Below are 26,452 nucleotides of genomic sequence, written 5' to 3' on the forward strand. Positions count from 1 at the left end.
AAGGAACTCGGCCCCCGCGGAGGCCCAGGAACGGAAGCGGGAGAGAAAAGGGCGCCGCCGCCGGGTTCCCGGGTCGGTCCGGGAACCCGGCGGCGGCGCCGGTGCGTTGCGCGAGGTCAGTCGCGGGGGGCGGAGCCGCTCTGGCTGCCGGGGCCGTCGTAGTCCTCGCCGTAGGCACCCTTGGAGGGGCGGCGGCGCCGGGCCGGGGCCTGAACGCCGTCGGCGAGCCTGCGGGCGGTGACGAGGAAGCCGGTGTGGCCGATCATGCGGTGGTCCGGGCGCACGGCGAGTCCCTCGACGTGCCAGTTGCGGATCATCGACTCCCAGGGCTGCGGTTCGGCGAAGCAGCCGTTCTCACGGATGGACTCGACCGTCCGGGAGAGCTGGGTGGTGGTGGCGACGTACGCGCAGAGGATGCCGCCGGGGACCAGAGCCTTGGAGACGACGTCCAGGCATTCCCAGGGCGCCAGCATGTCCAGCACGACACGGTCGACGTCGGTGTCCGTCAGGTTGTCCTGGAGGTCGCCGACCGTGAGCTGCCAGGCCGGATGGGGGCTGCCGAAGTAGCGCTCGACGTTCTGCTGGGCGATCTCGGCGAAGTCCTCGCGGCGCTCGTAGGAGTGCAGCATGCCCTGTTCGCCGATGGCGCGGAGCAGGAAGGTGGAGAGCGCGCCCGAGCCGACGCCCGCTTCCACGACGCGTGCGCCGGGGAAGATGTCGCCGAAGGCGAGGATCTGCCCCGCGTCCTTCGGGTAGACCACGGCGGCGCCGCGGGGCATGGACAGGACGTAGTCGGGGAGCAGGGGGCGCAGCGCGAGGTAGGCGACGTTTCCCGTGGTCAGGACCACACTGCCCTCGGGGGCACCGATCAGCTCGTCGTGCGGGAAAGAACCCTTGTGGGTGTGGAAGTTCTTTCCGGCTTCGAGCGTGAAGGTGTGGTGGCGTCCCTTGGGATCGGTGAGCTGGACCTGGTCCCCGACCTTGAAGGGCCCGCGTCGGCGGGCGGCACCGGTCGGTTCAGACATGTGACCAGCGTACCGGTGTTTCGGAGGACGCCGACCGCTCGCCCGTACAGGTGTACGGGCGTCAGGCGGCGGGGCGTGCCATGGCGGCGACGAAGGCGCGCTCGACGTCGGCGGTGGAGAGCACCCCGTAGATCTCGCCGGTCTCCTCCACGACGAGGTATTCGGTGGCGGGGGTGGCCTTGAGGCGGTCCAGGAGTGCTTCGCCGGCGAGTTCGGCGGAGACCTTCATGCCGTCGGTGAGGTCCTGGGCGAGGCCGCTGACCGGAACCCAGGGGCGGCGGTGTTCGGGGATGCCGACGATGGCGGTCTCCCGGACGAGGGCCTTGGGCGCGCCGTTGCCGTCGACGACGACGAGCGCGCGGGCGCCGGCCTCGTTGGCCCGGCGCAGGGCCTCGGAGAGCGGGGTGGCGGCCTCGACGGGGACGGCGCGCCGGGTGAGGCTGCGGGCGCGCAGGTCGGGGAGGTGTTCGCGGAGCCGGGCCATGCGCAGGCTGTTGCCCGCACCGGTCCAGATGATGGCGGCGAGGATCGCGGCGAGCAGGGCGTCGGTGACGGTGTCCATGCCGCTGATCTCGCCGGGGTCGTTGCCGAGGGTTCCGGTGCGGGTGAGCAGGGGCAGGCCGATGAGGGTGCCGACGGCGAGGGCGCGGCCGACCCAGGCGGCGGCGACGGTGCCGCTCATGGGGCGGCCGGTGACCTTCCAGACGACGGCCCTGAGCATGCGGCCGCCGTCGAGCGGGAGGCCGGGCAGGAGGTTGAAGGCGGCGACGATGAGGTTGGAGATCATCAGCCCGCCGAGCAGGACGGCCGGGACGGTGCCGCGCTCGACGAAGAGCAGCGGTACGTAGAAGACGCCGGCCAGGACCAGGGAGAGCAGCGGGCCGACGAAGGCGAGGACGAATTCGCGGCCGGGGGTTTCGGACTCCTTCTCGATCTCGGAGACGCCGCCGAAGAACTGGAGCTGGATGCGGCGGACGGGGAGCTTGTAGCGCAGGGCGGCGACCGTGTGCGCGAGTTCGTGCACGAGCACGGAGGCGTAGAAGGCGATCGCGAAGAAGAGCGCGACGAGGTAGCGGGCGGCGCCGAGCTCGGGCAGCACCCGGTCGAGCTGGCCGCCGAAGACCCAGGTGATCAGGGCCGCCACCACGAACCAGCTGGGGGCGACGTAGACGGGCACGCCGAAGGGGCGGCCCATGAGGATGCCGCCTCCGGGCTCGTCCCTGCGCCGGGACGAGCCCTTGCCGGGGTCGTCGCCGGGGCCCTTCCCCCCTGGGCCGGGCTGCGGCTGCCGGCTGTCGCCGCTCTCGTCCACGAGGTCCCTTCGGTTCGGTGCCTTTCGGCACGATCATGCAGTGTTCGAGGGTCTGTGGTCGATGGTATGCCGGTTGGTGTCAGTGGCGGGTCGTAGGGTCTTCGTCATGACCTCCGTTCCGCCGCAGCCGCAGCCGCCCTCGTCGCTTTCTCCGTCGCGGGCGAGTGACTTCATGCAGTGCCCCCTGCTGTACCGCTTCCGGGTCATCGACAAGCTGCCCCAGAAGCCCAGTGAGGCCGCTACCCGCGGCACGTTGGTCCATGCAGTGCTGGAACGACTGTTCGACAATCCGGCGGCGGAGCGCACGCCCGGCCTGGCGACGGCGCTGGTCCCGGGCCAGTGGGACCGGCTGCTGGAGTCGAAGCCGGAGCTCTCCGAGCTCTTCGCGCAAGACCCGGAGGGCGAGCGGCTGGCGCAGTGGCTGGCGCAGGCGGAGCGGCTGGTGGAGCGCTGGTTCTCGCTGGAGGACCCGACGCGGCTGGAGCCGGCGGAGCGCGAGCTGTTCGTGGAGACGGAGCTGGAGTCGGGGCTGCGGCTGCGCGGGGTGATCGACCGGATCGATGTGGCGCCGACGGGCGAGGTCCGGATCGTCGACTACAAGACGGGGAAGGCGCCGCGTCCGGAGTACGCGGAGGGCGCCCTGTTCCAGATGAAGTTCTACGCCCTGGTCGTGTGGCGGCTGAAGGGTGTGGTGCCGCGCCGGCTCCAGCTGGTCTATCTCGGCAGCGGTGACGTGATGACGTACGACCCGGTCGTGGCGGACCTGGAGCGGGTGGAGCGCAAGCTGCTGGCGCTGTGGGAGGCGATCTCGCTGGCCACCCGGACGGGTGAGTGGCGGCCGCGGCCGACGAAGCTGTGCGGCTGGTGCGATCACCAGGCGCTCTGTCCCGAATTCGGCGGGACTCCCCCGGTCTATCCGCTGACCGTGCGCCCGGCGGACACGGCGGAGGATGGCCAGGGCAGAATGGACCCGGTCCGGGCTGAGACCGGCCGACCTGTGGCCCTTGACGGGCATTGAGGAGATCTGGTGGCTATCCGCGTCCTTCTGGTCGACGACCAACCGCTGCTGCGCACCGGCTTCCGGATGATCCTGGAGGCCGAGGGCGATCTGGCGGTGGTGGGCGAGGCCGGTGACGGTCTCCAGGCTCTCGACCAGGTGCGCGCGCTCCAGCCCGATGTGGTGCTCATGGACATCCGGATGCCGCGGATGGACGGGGTCGAGGCGACGCGCCAGATCACCGGCCCGGGCCGCGACGGTCCGGCGAAGGTGCTGGTGCTGACCACGTTCGACCTCGACGAGTACGTGGTGGAGGCGCTGCGGGCGGGGGCGAGCGGCTTCCTGCTGAAGGACGCGCCGGCCGATGAGCTGGTGCAGGCCATCCGGGTGGTGGCGGGCGGCGAGGCGATGCTCGCCCCGAGCGTGACGCGCCGGCTCCTGGACAAGTACGCGGACCACCTGCCCTCCGGCGAGGAGCCGGTGCCGGACACGCTGCACACGCTGACGGACCGTGAGGTGGAGGTCCTGAAGCTGGTGGCGCGCGGCCTGTCGAACGCGGAGATCGCCGCCGACCTGTTCGTCAGCGAGACGACGGTGAAGACACATGTGGGCCATGTGCTGACGAAGCTGGGCCTGCGCGACCGCGTGCAGGCCGCGGTGTACGCGTACGAGAGCGGCCTGGTGCGTCCCGGCGCCCAGTGAGGTTCTTCACGCCGGGGTCACCGGTGTCGAAGCCGAGGTAGCCGATGGCGAGGCCGGGCGCCTCGGTGGGCCGGACGCCGTCCTGGGGCGGTGCGGCCGTGCGCCGGCTGCGCACTCAGTTGACCAGGCCCCTGAGGAACGCGAGGTCGACTTCTTCGAGGGAGCCGACGACGACCCGGCCGGCGGCGGGCGCGATCGGGGAGACCGAGGGCACGGCGACGACCCGGCAGCCCGCGGCCTCCGCCGCGGCGACCCCGGTCGCGGTGTCCTCGATGACGGCGCACAGCCGCGGGTCGGCGCCGAAGCCGCGCGCGGCGGTGAGGTAGGGCTCGGGGTGCGGCTTGGTGCGGGTGACCTCGTCGCCCGCGACGGTGAGCGCGAAGTGGTGGCGGCCCACCGATTCCAGGACCCGGTCGATGATCCGGCGGTGCGAGGCGGAGACCAGGGCGGTGGGGATCTCGTGCCGGTGCAGTTCGGCCAGGAGTCCGGCGGCGCCGGGCATCAGCGGGACGCCGCGGCCGATGCGCTTCTCGAACCGGTCGTTGAGCAGCACGGTGAGCTCGTCCAGGGTGACGTCGGCCCCGGTGACCTCGATGAGGTAGCCGGCGCTGCGGGTCATCGGCCCGCCGACGACGACCTCGCGCCATGCCTCGTCCAGCCGGTGTCCGAGGTCGGCGAAGACCTCCGCCTCGACGTCCCACCAGAAGCCCTCGGTGTCGACCAGGGTGCCGTCCATGTCGAGGAAGACGGCCTGGAGGGCAGCGCCCTCGGCCGTACGGGTCAAGGACGCGGGAACCGTACTGGTCATCCGGCACACCTTCCATGAGGGACGAGAAGGCCGGCCACCCGTCCCGGAGGAAGGGCGACCGGCCTGCACTGGACCGACCAGTGTACGACGTGTTCTGCTACCGCGCGTCGAACGGCGTCCTACCGCGCGTTGAAGTACTTCGCCTCCGGGTGGTGGATGACGATCGCGTCGGTGGACTGCTCGGGGTGGAGCTGGAACTCCTCGGAGAGGTGGACGCCGATCCGCTCCGGCTGGAGCAGGTCCGCGATCTTCGCCCGGTCCTCCAGGTCGGGGCAGGCGCCGTAACCCAGCGAGAAGCGCGCCCCCCGGTACTTCAGGGCGAACATGTCCTCGACCTCCGCCGGGTCCTCCCCCGCGTAGCCCAGCTCCGAGCGGACCCGGGCGTGCCAGTACTCGGCAAGGGCCTCGGCCAGCTGGACGGACAGGCCGTGCAGCTCCAGGTAGTCGCGGTAGGAGTTGGCCTCGAAGAGCTTGGCGGTCTCGCCGCCGATCTTCGAGCCGACGGTGACGACCTGGAGGCCGATGACGTCCGTCTCGCCGGAATCCTCGGGGCGGAAGAAGTCCGCCAGGCACAGTCGGCGGCCGCGGCGCTGGCGCGGGAAGGTGAAGCGGGTGCGCTCCGAGCCGTCCTCGTGCAGCAGGATCAGGTCGTCGCCCTTGGAGACGCAGGGGTAGTAGCCGTAGACGACGGCCGCCTCCAGCAGGTTCTCCGTCTGGAGCCTGTCCAGCAGGCCGCGCAGGCGCGGGCGGCCCTCGCTCTCGGCGAGCTGTTCGTACGTCGGTCCGTCGCCGGCCCTGGCCTGCTTGAGGCCCCACTGGCCCTTGAACAGGGCGCCCTCGTCCAGCCAGGACGCGTACTCCTTGAGCTGGATGCCCTTGACGACCCGGCTGCCCCAGAAGGGCGGGGTGGGCACCGGATTTGTGACGGAGACGTCGGAGCGCACGCCCTCCTCCGGCTCCTCGACCTCCAGCACGGCGGTGTCGCGCTTGGGGACGCGGCGCTGCTTCAGCTCGGGCAGGGTGGCGCCGGGGACGCCGCGCTTCACCGCGATGAGTGCGTCCATCAGGCGCAGCCCCTCGAAGGCGTCGCGGGCGTAGCGGACCTCGCCCTCGTAGATCTCGTGGAGGTCCTGCTCGACGTAGGCGCGGGTCAGGGCGGCGCCGCCCAGGATCACCGGGTAGTCGGCGGCCAGCTTGCGCTGGTTCAGCTCCTCCAGGTTCTCCTTCATGATCACGGTGGACTTGACCAGGAGGCCGGACATCCCGATGACGTCCGCCTTGTGCTCCTCGGCGGCCTCCAGGATCGCGGAGACGGGCTGCTTGATGCCGATGTTGACCACGTTGAAGCCGTTGTTCGACAGGATGATGTCGACCAGGTTCTTGCCGATGTCGTGGACGTCGCCGCGGACGGTGGCCAGCACGATCGTGCCCTTGCCCTCGGCGTCGGTCTTCTCCATGTGCGGTTCCAGGTAGGCCACCGCGCTCTTCATGACCTCGGCGGACTGGAGCACGAACGGCAGCTGCATCTGGCCCGAGCCGAACAGCTCACCGACGACCTTCATGCCCTCCAGCAGCGTGTCGTTGACGATGTCCAGGGCCGGACGGGTCGTCAGCGCCTCGGCGAGGTCGTCCTCCAGACCGTTCTTCTCACCGTCGATGATCCGGCGCTGGAGGCGCTCGTCGAGCGGCAGGGCGAGCAGTTCCTCGGCCTTGCCCTCCTTGAGCGACTTCATGTTGACGCCCTCGAAGAGCTCCATGAGCTTCTGCAGGGGGTCGTAGCCCTCGGCGCGGCGGTCGTAGACGAGGTCGAGGGCGACCTTGACCTGCTCCTCCTCCAGCCGGGCGATCGGCAGGATCTTCGAGGCGTGCACGATGGCGGAGTCGAGGCCGGCCTTGACGCACTCGTCGAGGAAGACCGAGTTGAGCACGACACGGGCGGCCGGGTTGAGGCCGAAGGAGATGTTCGACAGGCCGAGCGTGGTCTGCACGGCCGGGTGGCGCTTCTTCAGCTCGCGGATGGCTTCGATGGTGGCGATGCCGTCCTTGCGGGACTCCTCCTGCCCGGTGCAGATGGTGAAGGTGAGGGTGTCGATCAGGATGTCCGACTCCTGGATGCCCCAGTTGCCGGTCAGGTCCGCGATGAGCCGCTCGGCGATGGCGACCTTGTGCTCGGCGGTGCGGGCCTGGCCCTCCTCGTCGATGGTGAGGGCGATCAGCGCGGCGCCGTGTTCGGCGGCCAGCCGGGTGACCTTGACGAATCGGGACTCGGGTCCGTCGCCGTCCTCGTAGTTGACGGAGTTGAGGACCGCGCGGCCGCCGAGCTTCTCCAGGCCGGCCCGCAGCACGGGCAGCTCCGTGGAGTCCAGGACGATCGGCAGGGTCGAGGCGGTCGCGAACCGGCCCGCCAGTTCCTCCATGTCCGCGACGCCGTCACGGCCCACGTAGTCGACACACAGGTCGAGCATGTGCGCGCCCTCGCGGATCTGGTCGCGGGCCATCTCCACGCAGTCGTCCCAGCGGCCTTCGAGCATGGCCTCGCGGAACTTCTTGGACCCGTTGGCGTTCGTACGCTCACCGATCGCCAGGTACGAGGTGTCCTGGCTGAAGGGGACGGTCTGGTAGAGGGAGGCGGCGCCGGGCTCGGGGCGCGGGTCGCGGGCCGCCGGGGCGGTGCCGCGCACGCGCTCGACGACCTCGCGCAGGTGCTCCGGAGTAGTACCGCAGCAGCCGCCGACGAGCGAGAGCCCGTACTCCTGGACGAACGTCTCCTGGGCGTCGGCCAGTCCCTCGGGGCCGAGCGGGAAGTGCGCGCCGTCCTTGGTGAGGACCGGCAGTCCGGCGTTGGGCATGCAGAGCAGCGGGATGCGGGAGTGGCGGGTGAGGTAGCGCAGGTGCTCGCTCATCTCGGCCGGCCCGGTCGAGCAGTTCAGGCCGATCATGTCGATGCCCAGCGGCTCCAGGGCGGTCAGGGCCGCGCCGATCTCGGAGCCCAGCAGCATGGTGCCGGTCGTCTCGAAGGCGAGCGAGCACAGCAGCGGCAGGTCGCTGCCCAGGGCGTCCAGGGCGCGGCGGGCGCCGAGGATCGCGGCCTTGGTCTGCAGGAGGTCCTGGGTCGTCTCGACGATCAGCGCGTCGGCGCCGCCGGCGACAAGACCCTCGGCGTTCGCCTGGAAGCCGTCCCGGATGGTGACGTAGGGGACGTGGCCGAGGGTGGGCAGCTTGGTGCCGGGGCCCATGGAGCCGAGCACCCAGCGCTGCTCCCCGGTGGACGCGGTGAACTCGTCGGCGACCTCGCGGGCGATGCGCGCGCCGGACTCGGACAGCTCGTGGACCCGCTCGGGGATGTCGTACTCGCCGAGGGCCGCCGTGTTGGCGCCGAAGGTGTTGGTCTCGACGCAGTCGACGCCGACGGCGAAGTACGCCTCGTGCACCGAGCGCACGATGTCCGGCCGGGTGAGGTTCAGGATCTCGTTGCAGCCTTCGAGGTTCTCGAAGTCCGCGAGCGTGGGGTCCTGGGCCTGGAGCATGGTGCCCATGGCACCGTCGGCCACCACCACTCGGGTGGCGAGCGCCTCGCGGAGGGCTGCGGCTCGGTTCCGGCTGTCGGCGGAAGGGGTCGGCGACGAGGCCATGGATGTACTCCCTGGGTTGCGACGGCTGTCGGCTTTGCGTCTTCGGCGGAAGCGCACCCGGTCAGGGTAGCCGGGCTGCCTCCCGGGCGGTCACTCTGTCCCACAAGCCGGACTGCATGCTGTGTCCGGGGTGGCGGGGCGCTGCGGACTTCCGCCGCGGTCGAGCACGGGTCGGCATGGGCCGATAGTGTTCAGCATTGTCGAACAAGGTGGAGGAGTACGGCGCGATGGCCAAGAACATCCAGTCGCTGGAGCGGGCGGCCGCGATGCTGCGGCTGCTGGCAGGCGGCGAGCGGCGGCTCGGGCTGTCCGACATCGCCTCCTCACTGGGCCTGGCCAAGGGCACCGCACACGGCATCCTGCGCACCCTTCAGCACGAGGGCTTCGTCGAGCAGGACGCGGCGTCCGGCCGCTACCAGCTCGGCGCGGAACTGCTGCGCCTGGGCAACAGCTATCTCGACGTCCACGAGCTGCGGGCCCGGGCCCTGGTCTGGACGGACGACCTGGCCCGTTCCAGCGGTGAGAGCGTCCACCTGGGCGTGCTGCACCAGCAGGGCGTACTGATCGTCCACCACGTCTTCCGCCCCGACGACAGCCGGCAGGTCCTGGAGGTGGGGGCCATGCAGCCGCTGCACTCCACGGCTCTGGGCAAGGTGCTGTCCGCGTACGACCCGGTGGCCCACACGGAGGCGCTGGAGGCCGAGCGACGGTCGTTCACGCCCCGGACCGTCACCGCGCCGGAGGAGTTCGAGGCGATGCTCGACCTGATCCGGGCCCGCGGCTGGGCGGCCGACGTGGAGGAGACCTGGGAGGGGGTGGCCGCGGTGGCCGCCCCGATCCACGACCGGCGCCGGATGCCGGTGGGGGCCGTCGCCGTCACCGGCGCGGTGGAGCGGGTCTGCCGGGACGGCGAGCTGCGCCCGGAGCTGGTCGCGGCGGTACGCGACTGCGCCCGCGCGGTCTCCCGGGACCTGGGCGCCAGGCGCTTCTGAGCCCGCCCCCGCCCTCACGGCGGGCACCCGCGCACACACCCGCCGCGGTCGCCACCACTGAGTCCGAGGCCACAACCTCTTGACGCTGCCTCGCCTGGGAGAAACACTGCCGTTCACCGGTCGGCATTGTCGAACACTTAACGGAAATACGCGTTAGGGTGTAACCGTGCCAAGGGCCGGCCAAGCCCTCACACGAGGGCGCGGACCACCGGAGGGACCCGGGGTTCGGCTTCCCTGGACGAACGACAAAGGAGTCGCGGGTGTCCAGCTCCGACATCTTCATCGGCGAGACCATCGGTACCGCCGTACTCATCCTGCTCGGCGCCGGTGTCTGTGCCGCCGTCACGCTCAAGCACTCGAAGGCGCAGAACGCCGGCTGGCTCGCCATCACCTTCGGGTGGGGGTTCGCGGTACTGACCGGCGCTTATCTGGCCGGCGGCGTGTCGGGGGCCCATCTCAACCCGGCCGTCACCATCGGCCTGGCGATCGAGGGCGGCACGAAGTGGAGCGACGTACCGCTCTACCTCGCCTCCGAACTCCTCGGCGCGATCATCGGCGCGGTGCTGGTCTGGCTGACCTACTACGGGCAGTTCCGGGCCCATCTCACCGATCCGGAGGTCCTGCGCGCCCATAAGGGTGAGGAGGGCATGGTCGACCAGGCCTCGGCCCCCAAGGCGGGACCGGTTCTCGGTGTCTTCTCGACCGGCCCCGAGATCCGCAACGCCGTGCAGAACGTCCTCACCGAGATCATCGCCACGATCGTGCTGGTGCTGGCGATCCTCACCCAGGGCCTCAACGACGACGGCAACGGCCTCGGCACGCTGGGCGCCCTCATCACCGCCCTGGTCGTCGTCGCCATCGGCCTGTCGCTCGGCGGTCCGACGGGGTACGCGATCAACCCGGTCCGCGACCTCGGCCCGCGTATCGTGCACGCGCTGCTTCCGCTGCCGAACAAGGGCGGCTCCGACTGGGGCTACGCATGGGTTCCCGTCGTCGGCCCCCTGATCGGCGGCGCGCTCGCGGGCGGGCTCTACAACCTGGCCTTCGCCTAGGCCGTGCCCGCGAAGTCCCGCCCCGACCGTTCGCCCCCAACCCCACACCACACAGACTTCCGGGAGCACACAGTGACCGACGCACACACCACCGGCACCCACGGCACCGGGCCGTTCATCGCGGCCATCGACCAGGGCACCACCTCCAGCCGCTGCATCGTCTTCGACAAGGACGGCCGGATCGTCTCCGTCGACCAGAAGGAGCACGAGCAGATCTTCCCCAAGCCCGCCTGGGTGGAGCACGACGCGGCCGAGATCTGGGAGAACGTGCAGGAGGTCGTCGCCGGAGCCATCGTCAAGGCGGGCATCACCGCCGCCGACGTCAAGGCCATCGGCATCACCAACCAGCGCGAGACCACCCTGCTGTGGGACAAGCACACCGGTGAGCCCGTCCACAACGCCCTCGTCTGGCAGGACACCCGTACGGACGCGCTCTGCAGGGAGCTCGGCCGCAACGTCGGGCAGGACCGCTTCCGCCGCGAGACCGGGCTGCCGCTCGCCTCGTACTTCGCCGGGCCCAAGGTCCGCTGGCTGCTCGACAACGTCGAGGGGCTGCGCGAGCGGGCCGAGCGCGGCGACATCCTCTTCGGCACCATGGACTCCTGGGTCATCTGGAACCTGACCGGCGGCACCGACGGCGGCGTCCACGTCACCGACGTCACCAACGCCTCGCGCACGCTCCTGATGAACCTGCACACCATGCAGTGGGACGAGAAGATCTGTTCCTCCATCGGCGTGCCGATGGCCGTGCTGCCCGAGATCCGCTCCTCGGCCGAGGTGTACGGCACCACCAAGGGCGGCGTGCTCGACGGTGTGCCGGTGGCCTCGGCGCTGGGCGACCAGCAGGCGGCGCTGTTCGGCCAGACGTGCTTCGCCGAGGGCGAGGCCAAGTCCACGTACGGCACCGGCACCTTCATGCTGATGAACACCGGTGAGACCCCGGTCAACTCCTACAACGGGCTGCTGACCACGGTCGGCTACCGCATCGGCGACCAGAAGCCGGTGTACGCCCTGGAGGGGTCGATCGCCGTCACCGGTTCGCTGGTGCAGTGGATGCGCGACCAGATGGGCCTGATCCAGTCCGCGGCCGAGATCGAGACCCTTGCCTCCTCGGTCGAGGACAACGGCGGCGCGTACTTCGTGCCGGCCTTCTCCGGCCTGTTCGCCCCCTACTGGCGCCCCGACGCCCGCGGTGTCATCGCCGGCCTCACCCGCTACGTGACCAAGGCGCACATCGCCCGTGCCGTGCTGGAGGCCACGGCCTGGCAGACGCGGGAGATCAGCGACGCCATGACCAAGGACTCCGGCGTCGAGCTGACCTCGCTCAAGGTCGACGGCGGCATGACCTCCAACAACCTGCTGATGCAGACGCTCGCCGACTTCCTGGACGCACCCGTGGTGCGGCCGATGGTCGCCGAGACCACCTGCCTCGGCGCCGCCTACGCCGCCGGCCTGGCCGTCGGCTTCTGGCCCGACACCGACGCGCTGCGCGCCAACTGGCGCAGGGCCGCCGAGTGGACCCCCCGCATGGACGCGGACACCCGCGCCCGCGAGTACAAGAGCTGGCTCAAGGCCGTGGAACGCACCATGGGCTGGCTCGAGGACGAGGAGTAGACAACATGACCACCCTGCAGAGCGTCCCCGCCCTCGGGACGCATCCGGCCTCCGGCTCCCTCCCGAGCCGTGCCGAGACCCGGGAGCAGCTCTCCAAGGCGACGTACGACCTCCTGGTGATCGGCGGCGGCATTCTGGGCATCTCCACCGCCTGGCACGCCGCGCAGTCCGGGCTGCGGGTGGCCCTGGTGGACGCCGGCGACTTCGCCGGCGCCACCTCCTCCGCCTCCTCCAAGCTGCTCCACGGCGGTCTGCGCTACCTCCAGACCGGCGCGGTGAAGCTGGTGGCGGAGAACCACTTCGAGCGCCGTGCGGTCTCCCGCCAGGTGGCCCCGCACCTGGCCAATCCGCTCACCTTCTACCTGCCGGTCTACAAGGGCGGGCCGCACGGCGCGGCGAAGCTCGGCGCCGGCGTGTTCGCGTACTCGGCGCTGTCCGCCTTCGGTGACGGCGTCGGCCATGTGATCAGCCCGGCGCGGGCGCAGCGCGATGTGCCGGAGCTGCGTACGGAGAACCTGAAGGCCGTCGCGGTCTACGGCGACGACCAGATGAACGACGCCCGGATGGCGCTGATGACGGTCCGCGCGGCCGTCGACGCGGGCGCGGTGGTGCTCAACCACGCGAAGGTCACCGGGCTGCGGTTCACCCGGGGCCGGGTGGTGGGCGCGGAGCTGCGGGACGGCATGGACGGTACGGAGTTCGGGGTGAACGCCCGGCTGGTGCTGAACGCGACCGGGCCGTGGGTGGACCACCTGCGCACGATGGAGGACCCGAACGCGGCCCCCTCCATACGCCTGTCCAAGGGCGCCCACCTGGTGCTCAAGCGCACCCGCCCGTGGAAGGCGGCGCTGGCCACGCCGATCGACAAGTACCGCATCACGTTCGCCCTGCCGTGGGAGGACATGCTGCTGCTCGGCACGACGGACGAGGAGTACGAGGGCGATCCGGCCGAGGTCGCGGTGACCGAGAAGGACACCGCGCAGATCCTGGACGAGGCGGCGTTCTCGGTGCGCGACCAGCAGTTGTCGCGGGATCTGATCACGTACTCCTTCGCGGGGCTGCGGGTGCTGCCGGGCGGGCCCGGTGACACCTCCAAGGCCAAGCGCGAGACGGTCGTCACGGAGGGCCGGGGCGGGATGCTGTCGGTGGCCGGCGGCAAGTGGACGACGTTCCGGCACATCGGCCGTACGGTGATGAACAAGCTGGCCGCGCTCCCCGGGCAGCCGCTCGGCGAGGACATGGAGCCGATGGCCCGGCTTCCGAGGAAGCTGCCGCTGCCGGGGATCGCCAACCCGAACGCGGTGGCGCACCGGCTGCTGGTGGACGGCGGTACGCCGGGCCCCCGGATGGCCGCCGACACGGCACGGCACCTGGCCACGCACTACGGTTCGCTGTCCTTCGACATCGCCCGCCTGGCCAACGAGAACCCGGCGCTCGCGGAGCGCGTCCACCCGGACGCCCCGGAGATCTGGGCGCAGGTCGCCTACGCGCGGGACCACGAGTGGGCCGAGACGGCGGACGACGTGCTGCGGCGGCGGACGACGCTGACGATCCGAGGTCTGGCGACGGACGAGATCAGGGCCGGTGTGGAGTCGGTGCTCGGCGAGCGGCGCGGCTGAGACCCGGGCGGGGCGGGCCGGGCGGCCCGTGAGTTGGTCAGAAGGTCGTACCGGGCCTCGTCGGGGACGCATAATAGGGCGATACATCGGATGTCTGGAGGTCGCCCATGGCTGTCACCGACGAGGCCATCGAGAAGATCAAGGGAATGATCGTCTCGGGTGCGCTACGGCCCGGCGATCGTCTCCCCAAGGAGAGCGAGCTCGCCTCGGAGCTGGGCCTGTCCCGCAACTCGCTGCGGGAGGCGGTGCGCGCCCTGTCGCTGATCCGCATTCTCGACGTGCGCCAGGGCGACGGCACGTACGTCACCAGCCTCGATCCTCAGCTGCTCCTTGAGGCGCTGAGCTTCGTGGTGGACTTCCACCGCGACGACACGGTGCTGGAGTTCCTGGCGGTGCGCCGGATTCTGGAGCCGGCCGCGACGGCGATGGCGGCGAGCCGGATCAGTGAGGAGCAGTTGGACGCGCTCGACGCCCAACTGGACGCGCTGGGCGAGCGCCCGTCGGTGGAGGAGCTGGTGGCCTGCGACCTGGACTTCCACCGGGGCATCGTCCAGTCGTCCGGCAACTCGGTGCTCTGCTCGCTGCTGGACGGCCTCTCGGGGCCGACGACGCGGGCGCGGGTGTGGCGCGGGCTGACCCAGCAGGACGCGGTGAGCCGGACGCTGCATGAGCACCGGGCGATCGTGTCGGCGTTGCGGGACCGGGACGCGGAGGCTGCGCGGGCCTGGGCGACGGTGCATGTGGCGAGCGTGGAGCAGTGGTTGCGGTCGACGTTGTAGCGGCGACCGCGGGAAGGGGCGGGTGGGATTTCTCCCACCCGCCCCTTCCCGTGACCGGGGCTCCTCCCCCGGACCCCGGTCCTCGAACGCCGGACGGGCCGGGTGTTCCCCGTCCTCAGTCCTGCTTCTCGCCGCTCGCGAAGCGGGAGATGACCAGGGCGACGATGATGATCGCGCCGTTGAGGAACTGGTTCCACAGGGCCGGGACACCGCCGAGGGTCATCACGTTGACGACCAGCTGGAGCGTCAGTACGCCGGTCAGGGCGCCGAACAGCGTGCCCCGGCCGCCCTTGAGGCTGATGCCGCCGATCACGGCCGCGGCGAACACCTGGAAGATCCAGCCGTCGCCCTGGGTCGCGGCGACCGCCCCGTAGTGGCCGGTGTAGAGGATGCCGGCGAAGGCCGCCAGCAGGCCGCCGATGGCGAGCACGATCCAGGTGACGCGGTCGACGCGGATGCCCGCGGCGCGGGCCGCTTCCGGGTTGCCGCCGATCGCGTACAGCGAGCGTCCGTGGCGCAGCCAGGCGAGCGCCGCGCCGCCGACGGCGAAGAGGACGAGGCAGATCCAGACCGCGGCCGGGGCCCCGAACCACTCGCTCTTGCCGAGGTAGCGGAAGGACTCCGGGACGTCGGTGATGGACTTGCCCTCGGTGATGCCGATGTGGAGTCCGCGCAGCATGGTGAGCATGCCGAGCGTGGCGATGAAGCCGTTGACCCGGAGCTTCAGCATCAGGAAGCCGTTGACCGCGCCGATGGCGAGGCCGACCAGCAGGCAGAGCGGGATCGCCGACCAGGCGGGGAGCAGTCCGAGGCCGGCGAACCGGCCGCCCTCGGGTGGCAGCACCAGCCACATCGCGACGACGGGCGCGATGCCGATCGTCGACTCCAGTGAGAGGTCCATCCGGCCGCAGATGAGGATCAGCGCCTGGCCGAGGACCAGGAGGCTCAGCTCGGAGGACTGCTGGACGACGCTGATCAGGTTGTCCGAGGTGAGGAACACCGGCGAGACGATGAAGCCGATCAGCATCAGCACCAGGATCACCGGCACCAGCGAGAAGTCGCTCCACCGGATCAGCTTGAGCCTGTTCAGCGGGCTGCCGCCGTCGTCGCCCTTCGGGGCCGTGTCGAAGTCGTCGGCCGTGGACGGCCGTACCGTGCCGGTCATTCCCTTTCCCCCACACCTTCCATGGCGGCGACGAGTTCCCCGTCGGTCCACCCGCTGTCGAACGTTGCGACGACCCGCCCGTGGAACAGGGCGAGGACCCGGTCGCAGACCCGCAGGTCGTCCAGCTCGTCCGAGACGACGACCGCGGCGTTGCCCGCGTCGGCGACCCGGCGTACGACTCCGAGGAGCGAGTCCTTGGACTTGACGTCCACGCCCGCGGTGGGCCGGACCGCCACCAGGACGCTGGGTTCACGGGCCAGCGCGCGGGCCACCACGACCTTCTGCTGGTTGCCGCCGGAGAGCCCGGAGACGGGCTGCTCGGGCCCCTGGGTCTTGATGTCGAGCGAGTCGATCATGGACCGGGCGAACTCCCTGGTGCGGGAGGGCAGGACGGTCCCCCACGGGCCGAGCTGGTCGGTGACCGTGAGGGTGGCGTTCTCCGCGACGCTGCGTTCCAGGACGAGGCCCTGGTCGTGCCGGTCCTCGGGGATGTAGCCGATCCCGGCGGCCAGGGCGTGCGGCACGCTGCCCGTCCGCACGGCCCGGCCGCGCACCCGGACCGTGCCGCCGCCCGCCTTGCGCATGCCGGCGAGCACTTCACCGACCGCGGTGTTGCCGCTGGCCGCGGAGCCGGCGAGGCCGAGCACCTCGCCGGGGCGCACCTGGAGGTCCAGGGGCTCGAACCGGCCGGGGAGTGCGAGCTGTTCGGTGCTCAGGACGGGTTGGGCCGACGGGTCGGGCGGGGTGTCACCGGCCGCGTGCCAGGCGGTCGCGCCGGCGGCCTTCTCACCGGTCATCGCCGCGACCAGGTCCTCCTTGGTGACGTCGGCGACGGGGGCGGTCAGGACGTGGCGGGCGTCGCGGTAGACGGTGACCGCGGTGCACAGCTCGTACACCTCCTGGAGGTGGTGGGAGATGAAGAGGAACGCCACGCCCCGGCTCTGGAGTTCGCGGAGCTTGTCGAAGAGGCGGGCGATGCCCCGGGCGTCGAGCTGGGCGGTCGGCTCGTCCAGGATGATCAGCCGTGCGCCGAAGGACAGCGCGCGGGCGATCTCCACGAACTGCCGCTGCTCGACGGCGAGGTCGCGTGCCCGGGTGTTCGGGTCGACCTGGACGCCGTACGCGGCGAGAAGCTGCTCGGCGCGCTTGCGGAGCCTGCCCCAGCTGATCCAGCGGGCGTGGTCGTCGAACCGGTTGAGGAAGAGGTTCTCGGCGACGGTCAGGTCGGGAACGACCATGGACTTCTGGTAGACGCAGGCGACCTTGGACTGCCAGGCCGTGGTGTCCCCGAAGGCAGGCGCGGGCTCCCCGCCGAAGGTGACCGTGCCCGCGTCCGCCTTGTGGAGCCCCGTCAGGACGCTGACCAGCGTGGACTTGCCGGCGCCGTTGCGGCCGACGAGCGCGTGCGACTCGCCGGGCCGCACGGTCAGCTTCACCCCGTCCAGGGCCACGGTCGGTCCGAAGCGTTTGACGACGCCTTCCGCCCGTACGGCGGGTGGTGCTGCCTGGTCCATGGCTAGCTCTTCTTCTCCAGCTGGTTGGCCCACAGCTTCGGGTCGTCGACGTTGTCCTTGGTCACCAGGGGTGCGGGGAGCTGGTCCTCGTAGCCGTTCGGGATCTTGATGATGGTGGAGTCGTGGTCGGTCGGCCCCTCCTCGAAGGTCTTCCCGTCCAGGGCCGCCTTCGCGTAGTACAGCGCGTACTTCGCGTACAGGTCGGCGGGCTGGGAGATCGTCGCGTCGATCTTTCCGGCCTTGATGGCGTCGAACTCCTCGGGGATGCCGTCGTTGGAGATGATGGTGATGTGGCCGGGCGAACCGGCGGGCTTCAGCAGCTTCTTCTGCTCCAGGAGCGCGAGGGTGGGCTGTAGGAAGACGCCGCCGGCCTGCATGTAGATGCCGTTGATGTCGGGGTGGGCGGCCAGCGTCGACTGGAGCTTGGCGGAGGCGACGTCGCCCTTCCAGTCGGTGGCCAGCTCGAACACCTTGATGCCGGGGAAGTCCTTGTCCATGCACGCCTTGAAGGCCTCGGAGCGGTCCCGGCCGTTGATGGAGGACAGGTCGCCCTGGAACTCGACGACCTTGCCCTTGCCCTTCAGCTGCTCGCCGAGGTACTTGCAGGCGTTCGTCCCGTACGCCTTGTTGTCGGCGCGGACCACCATGTAGATGTCGCCCTTGTCCGGGCGGGTGTCGACGCTGATGACGGGGATCTTCTTCTCGTTGAGCGTGTTGAGCGACTCGGCTATCGCGCCGGTGTCCTGCGGGGCCATCACCACGGCCTTGGCGCCCTGGTCGGTGAAGGTCTGCACGTTGGCGACGAGCTTGCCGATGTCGTTCTGCGAGTTGGTCAGCGGGAGCGCGGAGACCTCGCCGTCCTTGACGCCCTTCTTGATGTAGTTCTGGTAGGAGTTCCAGAAGTCGCTGTCGCTGCGCGGCAGGTCGATGCCGACCTTGCCGCCGCCCGCGCCGCTGTCCGACGATTCGCGGTTGCAGCCCGCGAGGGCGGTGACGGCCAGCAGTACGGCACAGGCGGCCGCACTCGTCGTACGCACTCTCATTGGTGTCCCGTTCCTTGGTGAGGTCGCGGCTCGGAGCCCGGATGGCATTGCGGCGGTGCGGGTTCAGCTGTCGGCGGGGCGCAGGCGCAGGCCCTGCATCCCGCCGTCGACGGCCAGTGCGGTGCCCGTCACGGAGGCCGCGGCGGGACTGGCGAGGTAGAGGACCGCGGCGGCCACCTCGTCGGCCGAGACCAGCCGGCCCAGCGGCTGGCGGGCTTCGAGGGCCGCGCGTTCGGCGGCCGGGTCGTCGGCCTGGTCCAGCAGCCGGCCGACCCAGGGGGTGTCGGCGGTGCCCGGATTGACGCAGTTGACGCGGACGCCCTCGCGGACGTGGTCGGCGGCCATGGCGAGGGTGAGCGAGAGGACGGCGCCCTTGCTCGCGCTGTACAGGGCGCGCTGGGGCAGCCCGGCGGTCGCGGCGATCGAGCAGGTGTGGGTGATCGATACGGCGCCGGGGCGCTCGGCGGTGGCCCTGCGCAGGTGGGGCAGGGCGTGCCGGGCGGTGCGGACCATGCCGAGGACGTTGATGTCGAGGACCCGGGCCCACTCGTCGTCGTCGTTGTCCTCGACGGTGCCGATGGAGCCGATGCCCGCGTTGGAGACGAGGGTGTGCAGCGAGCCCATGACGGAGACGGCGCGGTCCACGCCGGCGCGCACGGCGGCGTCGTCGCGGAGGTCGGCCTCGATGGCGAGGGCGCCCCGGGGTGTGCCGGAGGTGTCCCGGTCGAGGACGGCGACCCGGGCGCCGCGCTCGATCAGCTGGGCCGTGACGGCGGCCCCGATGCCGGAGGCGCCGCCCGTCACCAGGGCGTTCATCCCCTCGAAATCGTGTGTGCCGGTCATCGGCCCTCCTCCTTCTCGATGCGGCGGGCCTGCCAGACGGGCCCGTGCGGGTAGCTGTGTGCGGCGATCGACTCGGGGCGCATCCTGGCCGAGAAGCCCGGCGAGGACGGGGCGGTGTAGCGCCCGTTCTCGATGACGGTGGGGTCCACGAAGTGTTCGTGGAGGTGGTCGACGTACTCGATCACCCGGTCCTCCCAGGTGCCGGAGACGGCCACGTAGTCGAACATCGCGAGGTGCTGGACGAGTTCGCACAGGCCGACGCCGCCCGCGTGCGGGCAGACCGGGACGCCGTACTTGGCGGCGAGCAGCAGGATCGCCAGGTTCTCGTTGACGCCCGCGACGCGTGCGGCGTCGATCTGGACGAAGTCGACGGCGCCGGCCTGGAGCAGCTGCTTGAACACGACGCGGTTGGCGACGTGTTCGCCGGTGGCGACCTTGACCGGCTGCCCGGCGCGCACGGCGGCGTGGCCGAGCACGTCGTCGGGGCTGGTCGGTTCCTCGATCCAGTGCGGGTCGTACGGGGCGAGTTCGGTCATCCACGCGACCGCGTCGGCGACGTCCCAGCGCTGGTTGGCGTCGACCGCGATCCGTATGCCGGGGCCGACGGCCTCGCGGGCGAGCGCCATCCGGCGGACGTCGTCGCCGACCTCGCCGCCGACCTTGAGCTTGATCTGGGTGAAGCCGTCGGCGACGGCCTGCTTGGCGAGCCGGACCAGCTTGTCGTCGGAGTAGCCCAGCCAGCCGGGCGAGGTGGTGTACGCGGGGTAGCCCTCGGCCCGCAGCCGGGCGGCGCGCTCGGCCCGTCCCGGTTCGGCGGCCCGCAGGATGGCCAGCGCCTCGTCGGGGGTGAGCGCGTCGGTGAGGTAGCGGAAGTCGACCAGGGAGACCAGCTCCTCGGGCGTCATCCCGGCCAGGAACTGCCAGACGGGTCTGCCCGCCTGTCTCGCCGCCAGGTCCCAGGCCGCGTTGATCACCGCGCCGGCCGCCATGTGCATGACGCCCTTCTCGGGCCCGAGCCACCGCAGTTGGGAGTCGTGCGTGAGGTCCCGGTACAGGGCGCCGAGGTCGGCCGCCGTACGGGGCACCGGGCGTCCGGTGACGTGCGGGCGCAGGGCCTCGATGGCTGCGGCCATCACCTCGTTGCCGCGCCCGATGGTGAAGCAGAAGCCATGACCCTCGACCGTGGCGCCGGTGTCGTCGGCGGCGTCGGTGCGCAGGACGACATAGGCGGCCGAGTAGTCGGGGTCGAGGTTCATGGCGTCCGAGCCGTCCAGTTGTTCCGAGGTCGGAAAACGGATGTCGTGCACCTCGAAATCCGTGACGGTCTGACTCATGCGCGCCCCCAGGGGAAATAACATCGGACCTCTGTTCTGGTCATCCGATGTATAGCCGCCCGAGAGTCGGAAAGTCTAGAGACTGACCCAAATTCGTGGCTCACAGCTCGGATGTATCGCGCACCCGATGGGCCACCGAAGGCCTACGTGCGCCTCCAAGGCCCGGGTTCACCCGGCTGTGCAAGGGGTCTGCTGTGCGGGAGCCCGTAAGCCGTAAGGTTGTTCCGTACGCAAGGGAACTTCGGAAGGAGGCCTGGGTGATCGAGCTCGAGGGGGTTCCCGAGCTGATCGACCCGGTCATGGTGGCCGCGTTCGAGGGGTGGAACGACGCAGGTGACGCCGCCTCCACGGCGGTCGCGCACCTGGACCGGGAGTGGAAGGGCGAGGTGTTCGCGGCGCTGGACGCCGAGGACTACTACGACTTCCAGGTCAACCGCCCGACGGTGTGGCTGGACGGCGGGGTGCGCAAGATCACCTGGCCGACCACCCGGCTCTCCGTGGTCCGCATCGGCGGGGACAAGCCCCGCGATCTGGTCCTGGTCCGGGGCATCGAACCGTCCATGCGCTGGCGCTCGTTCTGCAACGAGATCCTGGGTTTCGCGCATGAGCTGGGCGTCGAGATGGTGGTGGTGCTCGGTGCGCTGCTCGGCGACACCCCGCACACCCGGCCGGTCCCGGTCAGCGGCGTCACGTCCGACCCGGACCTGGCGCGCACCATGGACCTGGAGGAGACCAGGTACGAGGGCCCGACCGGCATCGTCGGCATCCTCCAGGAGGCGTGCACGCACGCGGGGGTGCCCGCGGTGAGCCTGTGGGCGGCGGTGCCGCACTACGTGTCGCAGCCGCCCAACCCGAAGGCGACGCTGGCGCTGCTGAACCGCCTGGAGGACCTGCTCGGGCTGCGCATCCCGCTCGGCGAACTGCCGGAGGACGCGCGCGCCTGGCAGGTCGGGGTCGACCAACTGGCCGCCGAGGACAGCGAGGTGGCCGAGTACGTGCAGACGCTGGAGGAGGCCCGGGACACCGCGGAGCTGCCCGAGGCGAGCGGCGAGGCCATCGCCCGGGAGTTCGAGCGCTATCTGCGGCGCCGCGACCCGGGAGGCGGCCAGCCGCCCGGCGGGCACGCCACGGAGAGCGGGGACGCCGCCTATCTGCGCGACACCTCCAGCGGACGCACCAGACCGCCGAAGCCGATCCGGCCGGAGACCGGCCCGGGGCCGGCGAGCGGGCCCGGCAGCGGCCGGCCGGGCGGTCCGGGGACCGGCCGGCCCTCGTCCGACGACCGCGACGCGGGCGACGGACCGTCGGAGTCGTCCCACGACGGACCGGACGAGGACACGGACAACGGCCCGGACGGCCCGTCGCAGGACTGAGCCGGGCAGGACCGGTCCGGACAGGATCGATCCGGGCAGCGCGGAGCCGGGCGGGTTCGTACCCGCCCGGCTCCCCTGCTTGTTCGCCGTCATTCAGGAACAGGTGAAGCGTTCGCCGTCATTCAGGAACAGGTGAAGCGTGCCGCGCCCCAGTCCCCGTGGTCGCCGGTCTTGGAGCCGTTGGTGTCGGTGACCTTCAGGCGCACGTGCCGCGCGCCGTCGAGCGCCACGTCCACCGCAACGGTCTCCGAGGCACCCGTCACCTTCGGCGAGGTCCACAGCACCTTGCCGTCCGCCTCCACGGAGAACGCCACCTCGCCGTAGCCGTCGATCTCGTCGTCGATGCCGACGTCCGCCGTGAACTTCGAGCACCGGCCGCCGAGATAGACCTCGATGTCCGAGTCGGCGTGGGTGCCGATCCCCTTCTCGTACACCTTCCCGGCCAGCGTGATCGGGTGCCCGTCGGCCGCACCCGACTCGCCGTTGCTGCGGTCGCGCTCGGCGGGGCCGTAGCCGTTGGTCTCGTTCAGCCACTCCATGTCGCTCGCCCAGGTCTCCCCGCTGGGCGGGGCCGGCATGACGGAGACCGCCAGCCGCTGGGATGCGGTACGGGACTCGCCCGCCGAGCGGTAGCGCGCCAGGGCGGTGATCCCGGCCTCGCCCACCGGGGCGTCCTTCGCCGGGGTCACCTTCACCTCGACCCGCCGGGTGGTGCCCGCGGGTATCCGCTTCACGGGCGCGGCGGGGGTGACCTGCCAGCCCTTCGGGACGTCGAGCGTGAGGGCCGCGTCCGTCACGGCCGCCTTGCCCGCGGTCACGTCGACGGCGACGGTGCTCGGGGCGCCGGCGCCGGTCTCCTGGCCCCGGGGGGCCAAGACGGTGGCCGTGGCGGCTGCGTTCCGGCCGCCGACCGCGCTGGTGTTCTCCAGCTTCACGGTGAACTTCTTGCCCGTGGACAGCGAGGCGGTCTTGATCTTCACCACGCCGCCGCGGTCGTCGCGGTCGTACCACCAGCCCTGCTTCGCCTTCGCGTACGCGGCTGCCGAGGTGAGCCGGGGCAGCTTGCCCTTGAGCTTCACCGCGCCCGGCTCGGAGCCGGTGTGCACGGTGAACTCGTAGGGGCGGCTGCTCTGCTTGCCGGTGAACTTCCCCTTGCTCGCGCCGATGTCCACCGTCACGTCGCCGGAGCCCCGGGCGGGGGCGCGGACGTCGGCGGTCTGGGTGGCGTACGCGCCGTCGCGGTGCTCGCGGGTCACGCCGTCGTCCTCGTACAGCGTGAACGACGACCTGCCCTGCGGGTAGATGTCCCAGGCCAGCGGGGAGGAGGCGGTGCGGTCCTGGTACGAGCGGATGCCCGGCCACATCGGCACACTGGCACCGGCCTTGACGAACAGCGGCAGGGTGTCGAGCGGGGCGCTGTAGTCGTCGAGGGTGGCCGGGCCCTGGTAGGTGCGCCCGGTCCAGTAGTCGGTCCAGGTGCCCTTCGGCAGGTAGATGCCGTCGCGCTCGGTGCTGTCCTCGTAGACGGGGGCGACGAGGAAGTCCTCGCCCGACATGAACTCGTACTTCGCCGCTTCGGTCGCGGCCTTCGGATCGTCCGGGTACTCCAGGACCAGCGGGCGGACCATGCCGACCCCGGTCTTCGTCGCCTCGTGCGCGTAGGAGTACTGGTAGGGCAGCAGCGACTCCTTGAGCTTGAGGTAGTCGCGGTTGATGGTGGTGTACGGCTCGCCGTAGCGGAAGGGCTGCTTGTCGTTGGCCGCCCAGCCGTCCATGGTCATCGTGGTCCCCAGGAACATCTTCCACTGGAGGTCACGGGTGTACGTCTTGGCGCTGCCGCCGAAGATGCCGTCGACGTCGCCCGTGGTGTAGGCGAGGCCGGACATCGTGGCGCCCGCGTAGGTCGGGATCTGCCAGCGGATGTAGTCCCAGGTGCCGTACTGGTCGCCGGACCACTGGACACCGCAGCGCTGCGCGCCCGCCCAGCTCTCGGGGGCGTACGTGAAGCCGCGGGCATCGCTGTTGTCCTCGATGCCCTGGTAGGCGTCCTTGCAGCCGTCGAGCGCGAACTTGTAGCCGGGGCCGACCCAGGCCACGTCCAGCTTGGCGACGCGCTGGCCGGCCTTGACCTGGTCGCCGAGCTTGTCGATGCCGTCCTCGGTCCACAGGCCGGCCTGCATGCCGCGGTCCTGGAGGCCCTTCGCGGTCTCGGCGAGGTTCTCGTAGCCGCAGCCGTAGCCGTCGTTGACGAGCATCCAGCCGTTGGGCATGTCGTTGTCGAGGTAACCGTCGGCGACCTTCAGGGCGTCCAGAGTGCGGCGCTCACCGCGGTTGGCGTTGTGCAGGTAGCAGTCGGAGTCCCCGATCTCCATGCCGTAGACCGGCGGCAGGAACGGTTTGCCGGTGAGCTTCGTGTACTGGCCGATGACGTCCTTGGCGCTGTCGCCCGCGAAGTAGTAGGCGTCGAAGCGCTGTTCCTGCTCGCTGGTGGTCACCGGGTCGTTGAAGGCGTAGGTGCCGGGCGCGAAGGTGTTGCGGAAGACGCCGTAGCCGGCCGACGAGAGGTAGAACGGCACCGAGTTGGGGTGGCCGCCGTCGTCCCAGTCGTAGTCGACACCCACCTCGACGGTCTTGCCACGGTGCGAGGTGTTGCCCCGGCCGTTCTGCATGCCTGCGCCGTAGAACTGCTCGTCGGCGCCGCGCGCCAGGGTCTGGGTGGTCTGCTCGGCGTCCCAGCTCAGCCCCTTCGCCTCGGACCAGACCCTGCTTCCGTCGGCCCGGTACAGGGCGAACCGCAGAGGCGACTTGTAGACACGGAGGGTGACGCTGCGGGTGGAGAGCTCGTAGCGGTCGCCGCGCTCCTTCCAGCGGGTGCGGGGCGGGGCGCCCTGCGGCAGCACGATGGCGTCGCCGGCCGGGTCCTGGAAGGTGCCGTCCGGGGCGAGTTCGATGCGGAAGGTCTCCTCGGACACGAAGCTGACGCGGGCCTTCGCCGTGCCTGCCGTCAGCCGGTACACGGCCCCGTCGGCGGCGAAGCCGGTGAGGCCGCCGACGGTCGTGCCGGTGGGTGGGGCCGGGTCCGCCGCCAGGGCGCTGCCCGGTCCCGTGAGTACGGCGAGCAGTCCCAGCAGCGCTGCAACTACCGCCGATCTGGTGCGCGTTGATGATTGCATAGAGCGCTTTTAGCGCAGCATCAAGCATTTGACCATGGACAAAACGGAACCGGCCCCGAACTTCATGAAGAAGTCCGGGGCCGGCGAAGTGGATTGCGGCGACGGAGAGTTACGAGAAAAGTGGTTACAGCGCGACGCCGAGCAGCGCGTCGACGGTACGGGAGACGAGGCCGGGCGCCCCCTCGTCCGTACCGCCCTCGGCGCTCTGCCGTTCGGCCCAGCGGTCGACGGCGGCCAGCGCGGCCGGGGTGTCCAGATCGTCGGCGAGGGACTCGCGGACCTCCTCGACCAGGGCGTCGGCGGACAGGCCGTCGGGGCGCGAGACGGCGGCGCGCCACCGGGCGAGCCGCGCCACGGCGTCGGCGAGCACCTGGTCGGTCCACTCCCAGTCGGAGCGGTAGTGGTGGGCGAGCAGGGCGAGGCGGATCGCCGCCGGGTCGACGCCGTCGCGGCGCAGCGCCGAGACGAAGACCAGGTTGCCCTTCGACTTGGACATCTTCTCGCCGTCCAGGGCGACCATGCCGGCGTGCACATATGCCTGCGCGAACGGGTGCTCGCCGGTCAGCGCCTGGGCGTGCGAGGCGCCCATCTCGTGGTGCGGGAAGACGAGGTCGGAGCCGCCTCCCTGGACGTCGAAACCCATGCCGAGGTGGTCCAGGGCTATGGCCACGCACTCGATGTGCCAGCCGGGCCGGCCGGCTCCGAGCGAGCCGCCGTCCCAGCTCGGCTCGCCCTCGCGGGCGGCCATCCAGAGCATCGGGTCGAGCGGGTTCTTCTTGCCCGGCCGCTCCGGGTCGCCGCCGCGTTCGGCGGAGAGCAGCCGCATCGCCTCGGCGTCGAGGTGCGACACCTCGCCGAAGTGCGGGTCGGCGTCGACGGAGAAGTACACATCGCCGTCGAGGTCGTAGGCGGCGCCCGCGTCGCGGAGCCGTTCGACGAGCGGCACGATGCCGGGTATCGCCTCGACGGCTCCTATGTAGTGCCGCGGCGGGAGCATGCGCAGCGCGGTCATGTCCTCCCGGAACAGGGCCGTCTCGCGCTCGGCGAGCTCGGTCCAGTCCTGTCCGTCGCGCACGGCCCGCTCCAGCAGCGGGTCGTCCACGTCGGTCACGTTCTGGACGTAGTGAACCTGCCGCTTGGTGTCGAGCCACACGCGCTGGACGAGGTCGAACGCGTTGTAGGTCGCCGCATGACCCATATGGGTCGCGTCGTACGGCGTGATGCCGCAGACGTAGATGCGGGCGACGGGACCGGGGTCAAGGGTGATCCGTCCGCCGGTCGCGGTGTCGTGTATCCGAAGGTCGCGGCCCTTGCCGGGCAGGGCGGGGACCTCAGAAGCGGGCCAGGCATGCATGCGACGAGCGTAACCGGATGCGGCTTCCGGATACGAACCGGAGGGGCGATCCTGACCGAAGAGGCACTCTTGCGCCCGGGGCCGGGACATGCATGCCGGCGCACCGCGTACGCGCCCCGGC

Annotated in this window: 19 protein-coding genes; 8 read left to right on the forward strand and 11 right to left on the reverse strand. The window is 70.9% G+C overall.

All coding sequences use genetic code 11. From position 1 onward, the window contains the following. Positions 1 to 116: 116 nt before the first annotated feature. Entirely contained in the window at positions 117 to 1,025 is a 909-nt protein-coding gene (locus E6P78_RS14890; RefSeq protein ID WP_136204052.1) for a tRNA (adenine-N1)-methyltransferase, read from the reverse strand. Between the two features lie 61 nt (positions 1,026 to 1,086). Further along, positions 1,087 to 2,337: a site-2 protease family protein gene (locus E6P78_RS14895; protein WP_136204053.1), complete on the reverse strand. Its 1,251-nt coding sequence runs from the start codon at positions 2,335 to 2,337 to the stop codon at positions 1,087 to 1,089. Between the two features lie 172 nt (positions 2,338 to 2,509). Here E6P78_RS14895 and E6P78_RS14900 point away from each other — a divergent pair, with 172 nt between their 5' ends. Together E6P78_RS14900 and E6P78_RS14905 are read left to right on the forward strand one after the other, a co-directional pair. Further along, positions 2,510 to 3,355 (forward strand): PD-(D/E)XK nuclease family protein, encoded by an 846-nt coding sequence (locus E6P78_RS14900; protein WP_346765575.1) that lies wholly within the window; start codon positions 2,510 to 2,512, stop codon positions 3,353 to 3,355. Positions 3,356 to 3,364: 9 nt separating this feature from the next. Continuing rightward, positions 3,365 to 4,036 carry a response regulator transcription factor gene (locus E6P78_RS14905; RefSeq protein ID WP_018103734.1) on the forward strand — a complete coding sequence of 224 codons (672 nt, stop codon included), beginning with the start codon at positions 3,365 to 3,367 and terminating at the stop codon, positions 4,034 to 4,036. A gap of 115 nt (positions 4,037 to 4,151) precedes the next feature. On the opposite strand, the gene E6P78_RS14910 is transcribed toward E6P78_RS14905, so the two are convergent. Both E6P78_RS14910 and metH read right to left on the reverse strand, forming a co-directional pair. Beyond that, positions 4,152 to 4,844 (reverse strand): HAD family phosphatase, encoded by a 693-nt coding sequence (locus E6P78_RS14910; protein ID WP_136204054.1) that lies wholly within the window; start codon positions 4,842 to 4,844, stop codon positions 4,152 to 4,154. 119 nt (positions 4,845 to 4,963) lie between these two features. After that, positions 4,964 to 8,476, reverse strand: coding sequence for a methionine synthase (gene metH / locus E6P78_RS14915; protein WP_136204055.1), 3,513 nt, complete (start codon positions 8,474 to 8,476; stop codon positions 4,964 to 4,966). A gap of 227 nt (positions 8,477 to 8,703) precedes the next feature. Between metH and E6P78_RS14920 the strand changes: the two genes are divergently transcribed. From E6P78_RS14920 to E6P78_RS14940, 5 genes are all read left to right on the forward strand, one after another. Next, complete coding sequence (locus tag E6P78_RS14920; RefSeq protein ID WP_136204143.1) at positions 8,704 to 9,468, forward strand: IclR family transcriptional regulator; 765 nt, start codon at positions 8,704 to 8,706, stop codon at positions 9,466 to 9,468. Positions 9,469 to 9,728: 260 nt separating this feature from the next. Next, complete coding sequence (locus tag E6P78_RS14925) at positions 9,729 to 10,520, forward strand: MIP/aquaporin family protein (protein WP_136204056.1); 792 nt, start codon at positions 9,729 to 9,731, stop codon at positions 10,518 to 10,520. A gap of 72 nt (positions 10,521 to 10,592) precedes the next feature. Beyond that, the gene (gene glpK / locus E6P78_RS14930; protein WP_136204057.1) at positions 10,593 to 12,134 is read left to right on the forward strand and encodes a glycerol kinase GlpK; all 1,542 of its coding nucleotides are present in this window, start codon (positions 10,593 to 10,595) and stop codon (positions 12,132 to 12,134) included. 5 nt (positions 12,135 to 12,139) lie between these two features. After that, on the forward strand, positions 12,140 to 13,753 hold the full coding sequence (locus tag E6P78_RS14935) for a glycerol-3-phosphate dehydrogenase/oxidase (protein WP_136204058.1): 1,614 nt from the start codon (positions 12,140 to 12,142) through the stop codon (positions 13,751 to 13,753). 107 nt (positions 13,754 to 13,860) lie between these two features. Continuing rightward, on the forward strand, positions 13,861 to 14,532 hold the full coding sequence (locus E6P78_RS14940; RefSeq protein WP_136204059.1) for a FadR/GntR family transcriptional regulator: 672 nt from the start codon (positions 13,861 to 13,863) through the stop codon (positions 14,530 to 14,532). Positions 14,533 to 14,647: 115 nt separating this feature from the next. Here E6P78_RS14940 and E6P78_RS14945 read toward each other — a convergent pair whose 3' ends face one another. The 5 genes from E6P78_RS14945 to E6P78_RS14965 all read right to left on the reverse strand — a co-directional run bounded on the left by E6P78_RS14945 (position 14,648) and on the right by E6P78_RS14965 (position 20,431). Continuing rightward, a complete protein-coding gene (locus E6P78_RS14945) occupies positions 14,648 to 15,697 on the reverse strand; it encodes an ABC transporter permease (protein WP_136204060.1) in 1,050 nt (349 codons plus the stop codon). Beyond that, complete coding sequence (locus E6P78_RS14950; protein ID WP_136204061.1) at positions 15,694 to 17,211, reverse strand: sugar ABC transporter ATP-binding protein; 1,518 nt, start codon at positions 17,209 to 17,211, stop codon at positions 15,694 to 15,696. Before E6P78_RS14950 ends, E6P78_RS14945 begins: the two co-directional genes overlap by 4 nt. A gap of 2 nt (positions 17,212 to 17,213) precedes the next feature. Beyond that, positions 17,214 to 18,254, reverse strand: a complete 1,041-nt coding sequence (locus E6P78_RS14955; protein ID WP_136204062.1) for a sugar ABC transporter substrate-binding protein — start codon at positions 18,252 to 18,254, stop codon at positions 17,214 to 17,216. A 63-nt stretch (positions 18,255 to 18,317) separates the two neighbouring features. Continuing rightward, positions 18,318 to 19,097, reverse strand: coding sequence for an SDR family oxidoreductase (locus E6P78_RS14960; RefSeq protein ID WP_136204063.1), 780 nt, complete (start codon positions 19,095 to 19,097; stop codon positions 18,318 to 18,320). Next, positions 19,094 to 20,431: an enolase C-terminal domain-like protein gene (locus E6P78_RS14965; protein WP_136204064.1), complete on the reverse strand. Its 1,338-nt coding sequence runs from the start codon at positions 20,429 to 20,431 to the stop codon at positions 19,094 to 19,096. Before E6P78_RS14965 ends, E6P78_RS14960 begins: the two co-directional genes overlap by 4 nt. 257 nt (positions 20,432 to 20,688) lie before the next feature. Between E6P78_RS14965 and E6P78_RS14970 the strand changes: the two genes are divergently transcribed. Further along, on the forward strand, positions 20,689 to 21,804 hold the full coding sequence (locus E6P78_RS14970) for a PAC2 family protein (protein ID WP_136204065.1): 1,116 nt from the start codon (positions 20,689 to 20,691) through the stop codon (positions 21,802 to 21,804). 122 nt (positions 21,805 to 21,926) lie between these two features. On the opposite strand, the gene E6P78_RS14975 is transcribed toward E6P78_RS14970, so the two are convergent. Both E6P78_RS14975 and mshC read right to left on the reverse strand, forming a co-directional pair. Further along, on the reverse strand, positions 21,927 to 24,977 hold the full coding sequence (locus tag E6P78_RS14975; RefSeq protein ID WP_136204066.1) for an NPCBM/NEW2 domain-containing protein: 3,051 nt from the start codon (positions 24,975 to 24,977) through the stop codon (positions 21,927 to 21,929). Positions 24,978 to 25,101: 124 nt separating this feature from the next. Then, positions 25,102 to 26,331 carry a cysteine--1-D-myo-inosityl 2-amino-2-deoxy-alpha-D-glucopyranoside ligase gene (gene mshC, locus E6P78_RS14980; RefSeq protein WP_136204067.1) on the reverse strand — a complete coding sequence of 410 codons (1,230 nt, stop codon included), beginning with the start codon at positions 26,329 to 26,331 and terminating at the stop codon, positions 25,102 to 25,104. Positions 26,332 to 26,452: the final 121 nt, after the last annotated feature.

The sequence above is a fragment of the Streptomyces sp. A0958 genome, from assembly GCF_004795035.1.
Lineage (GTDB): Bacteria > Actinomycetota > Actinomycetes > Streptomycetales > Streptomycetaceae > Streptomyces.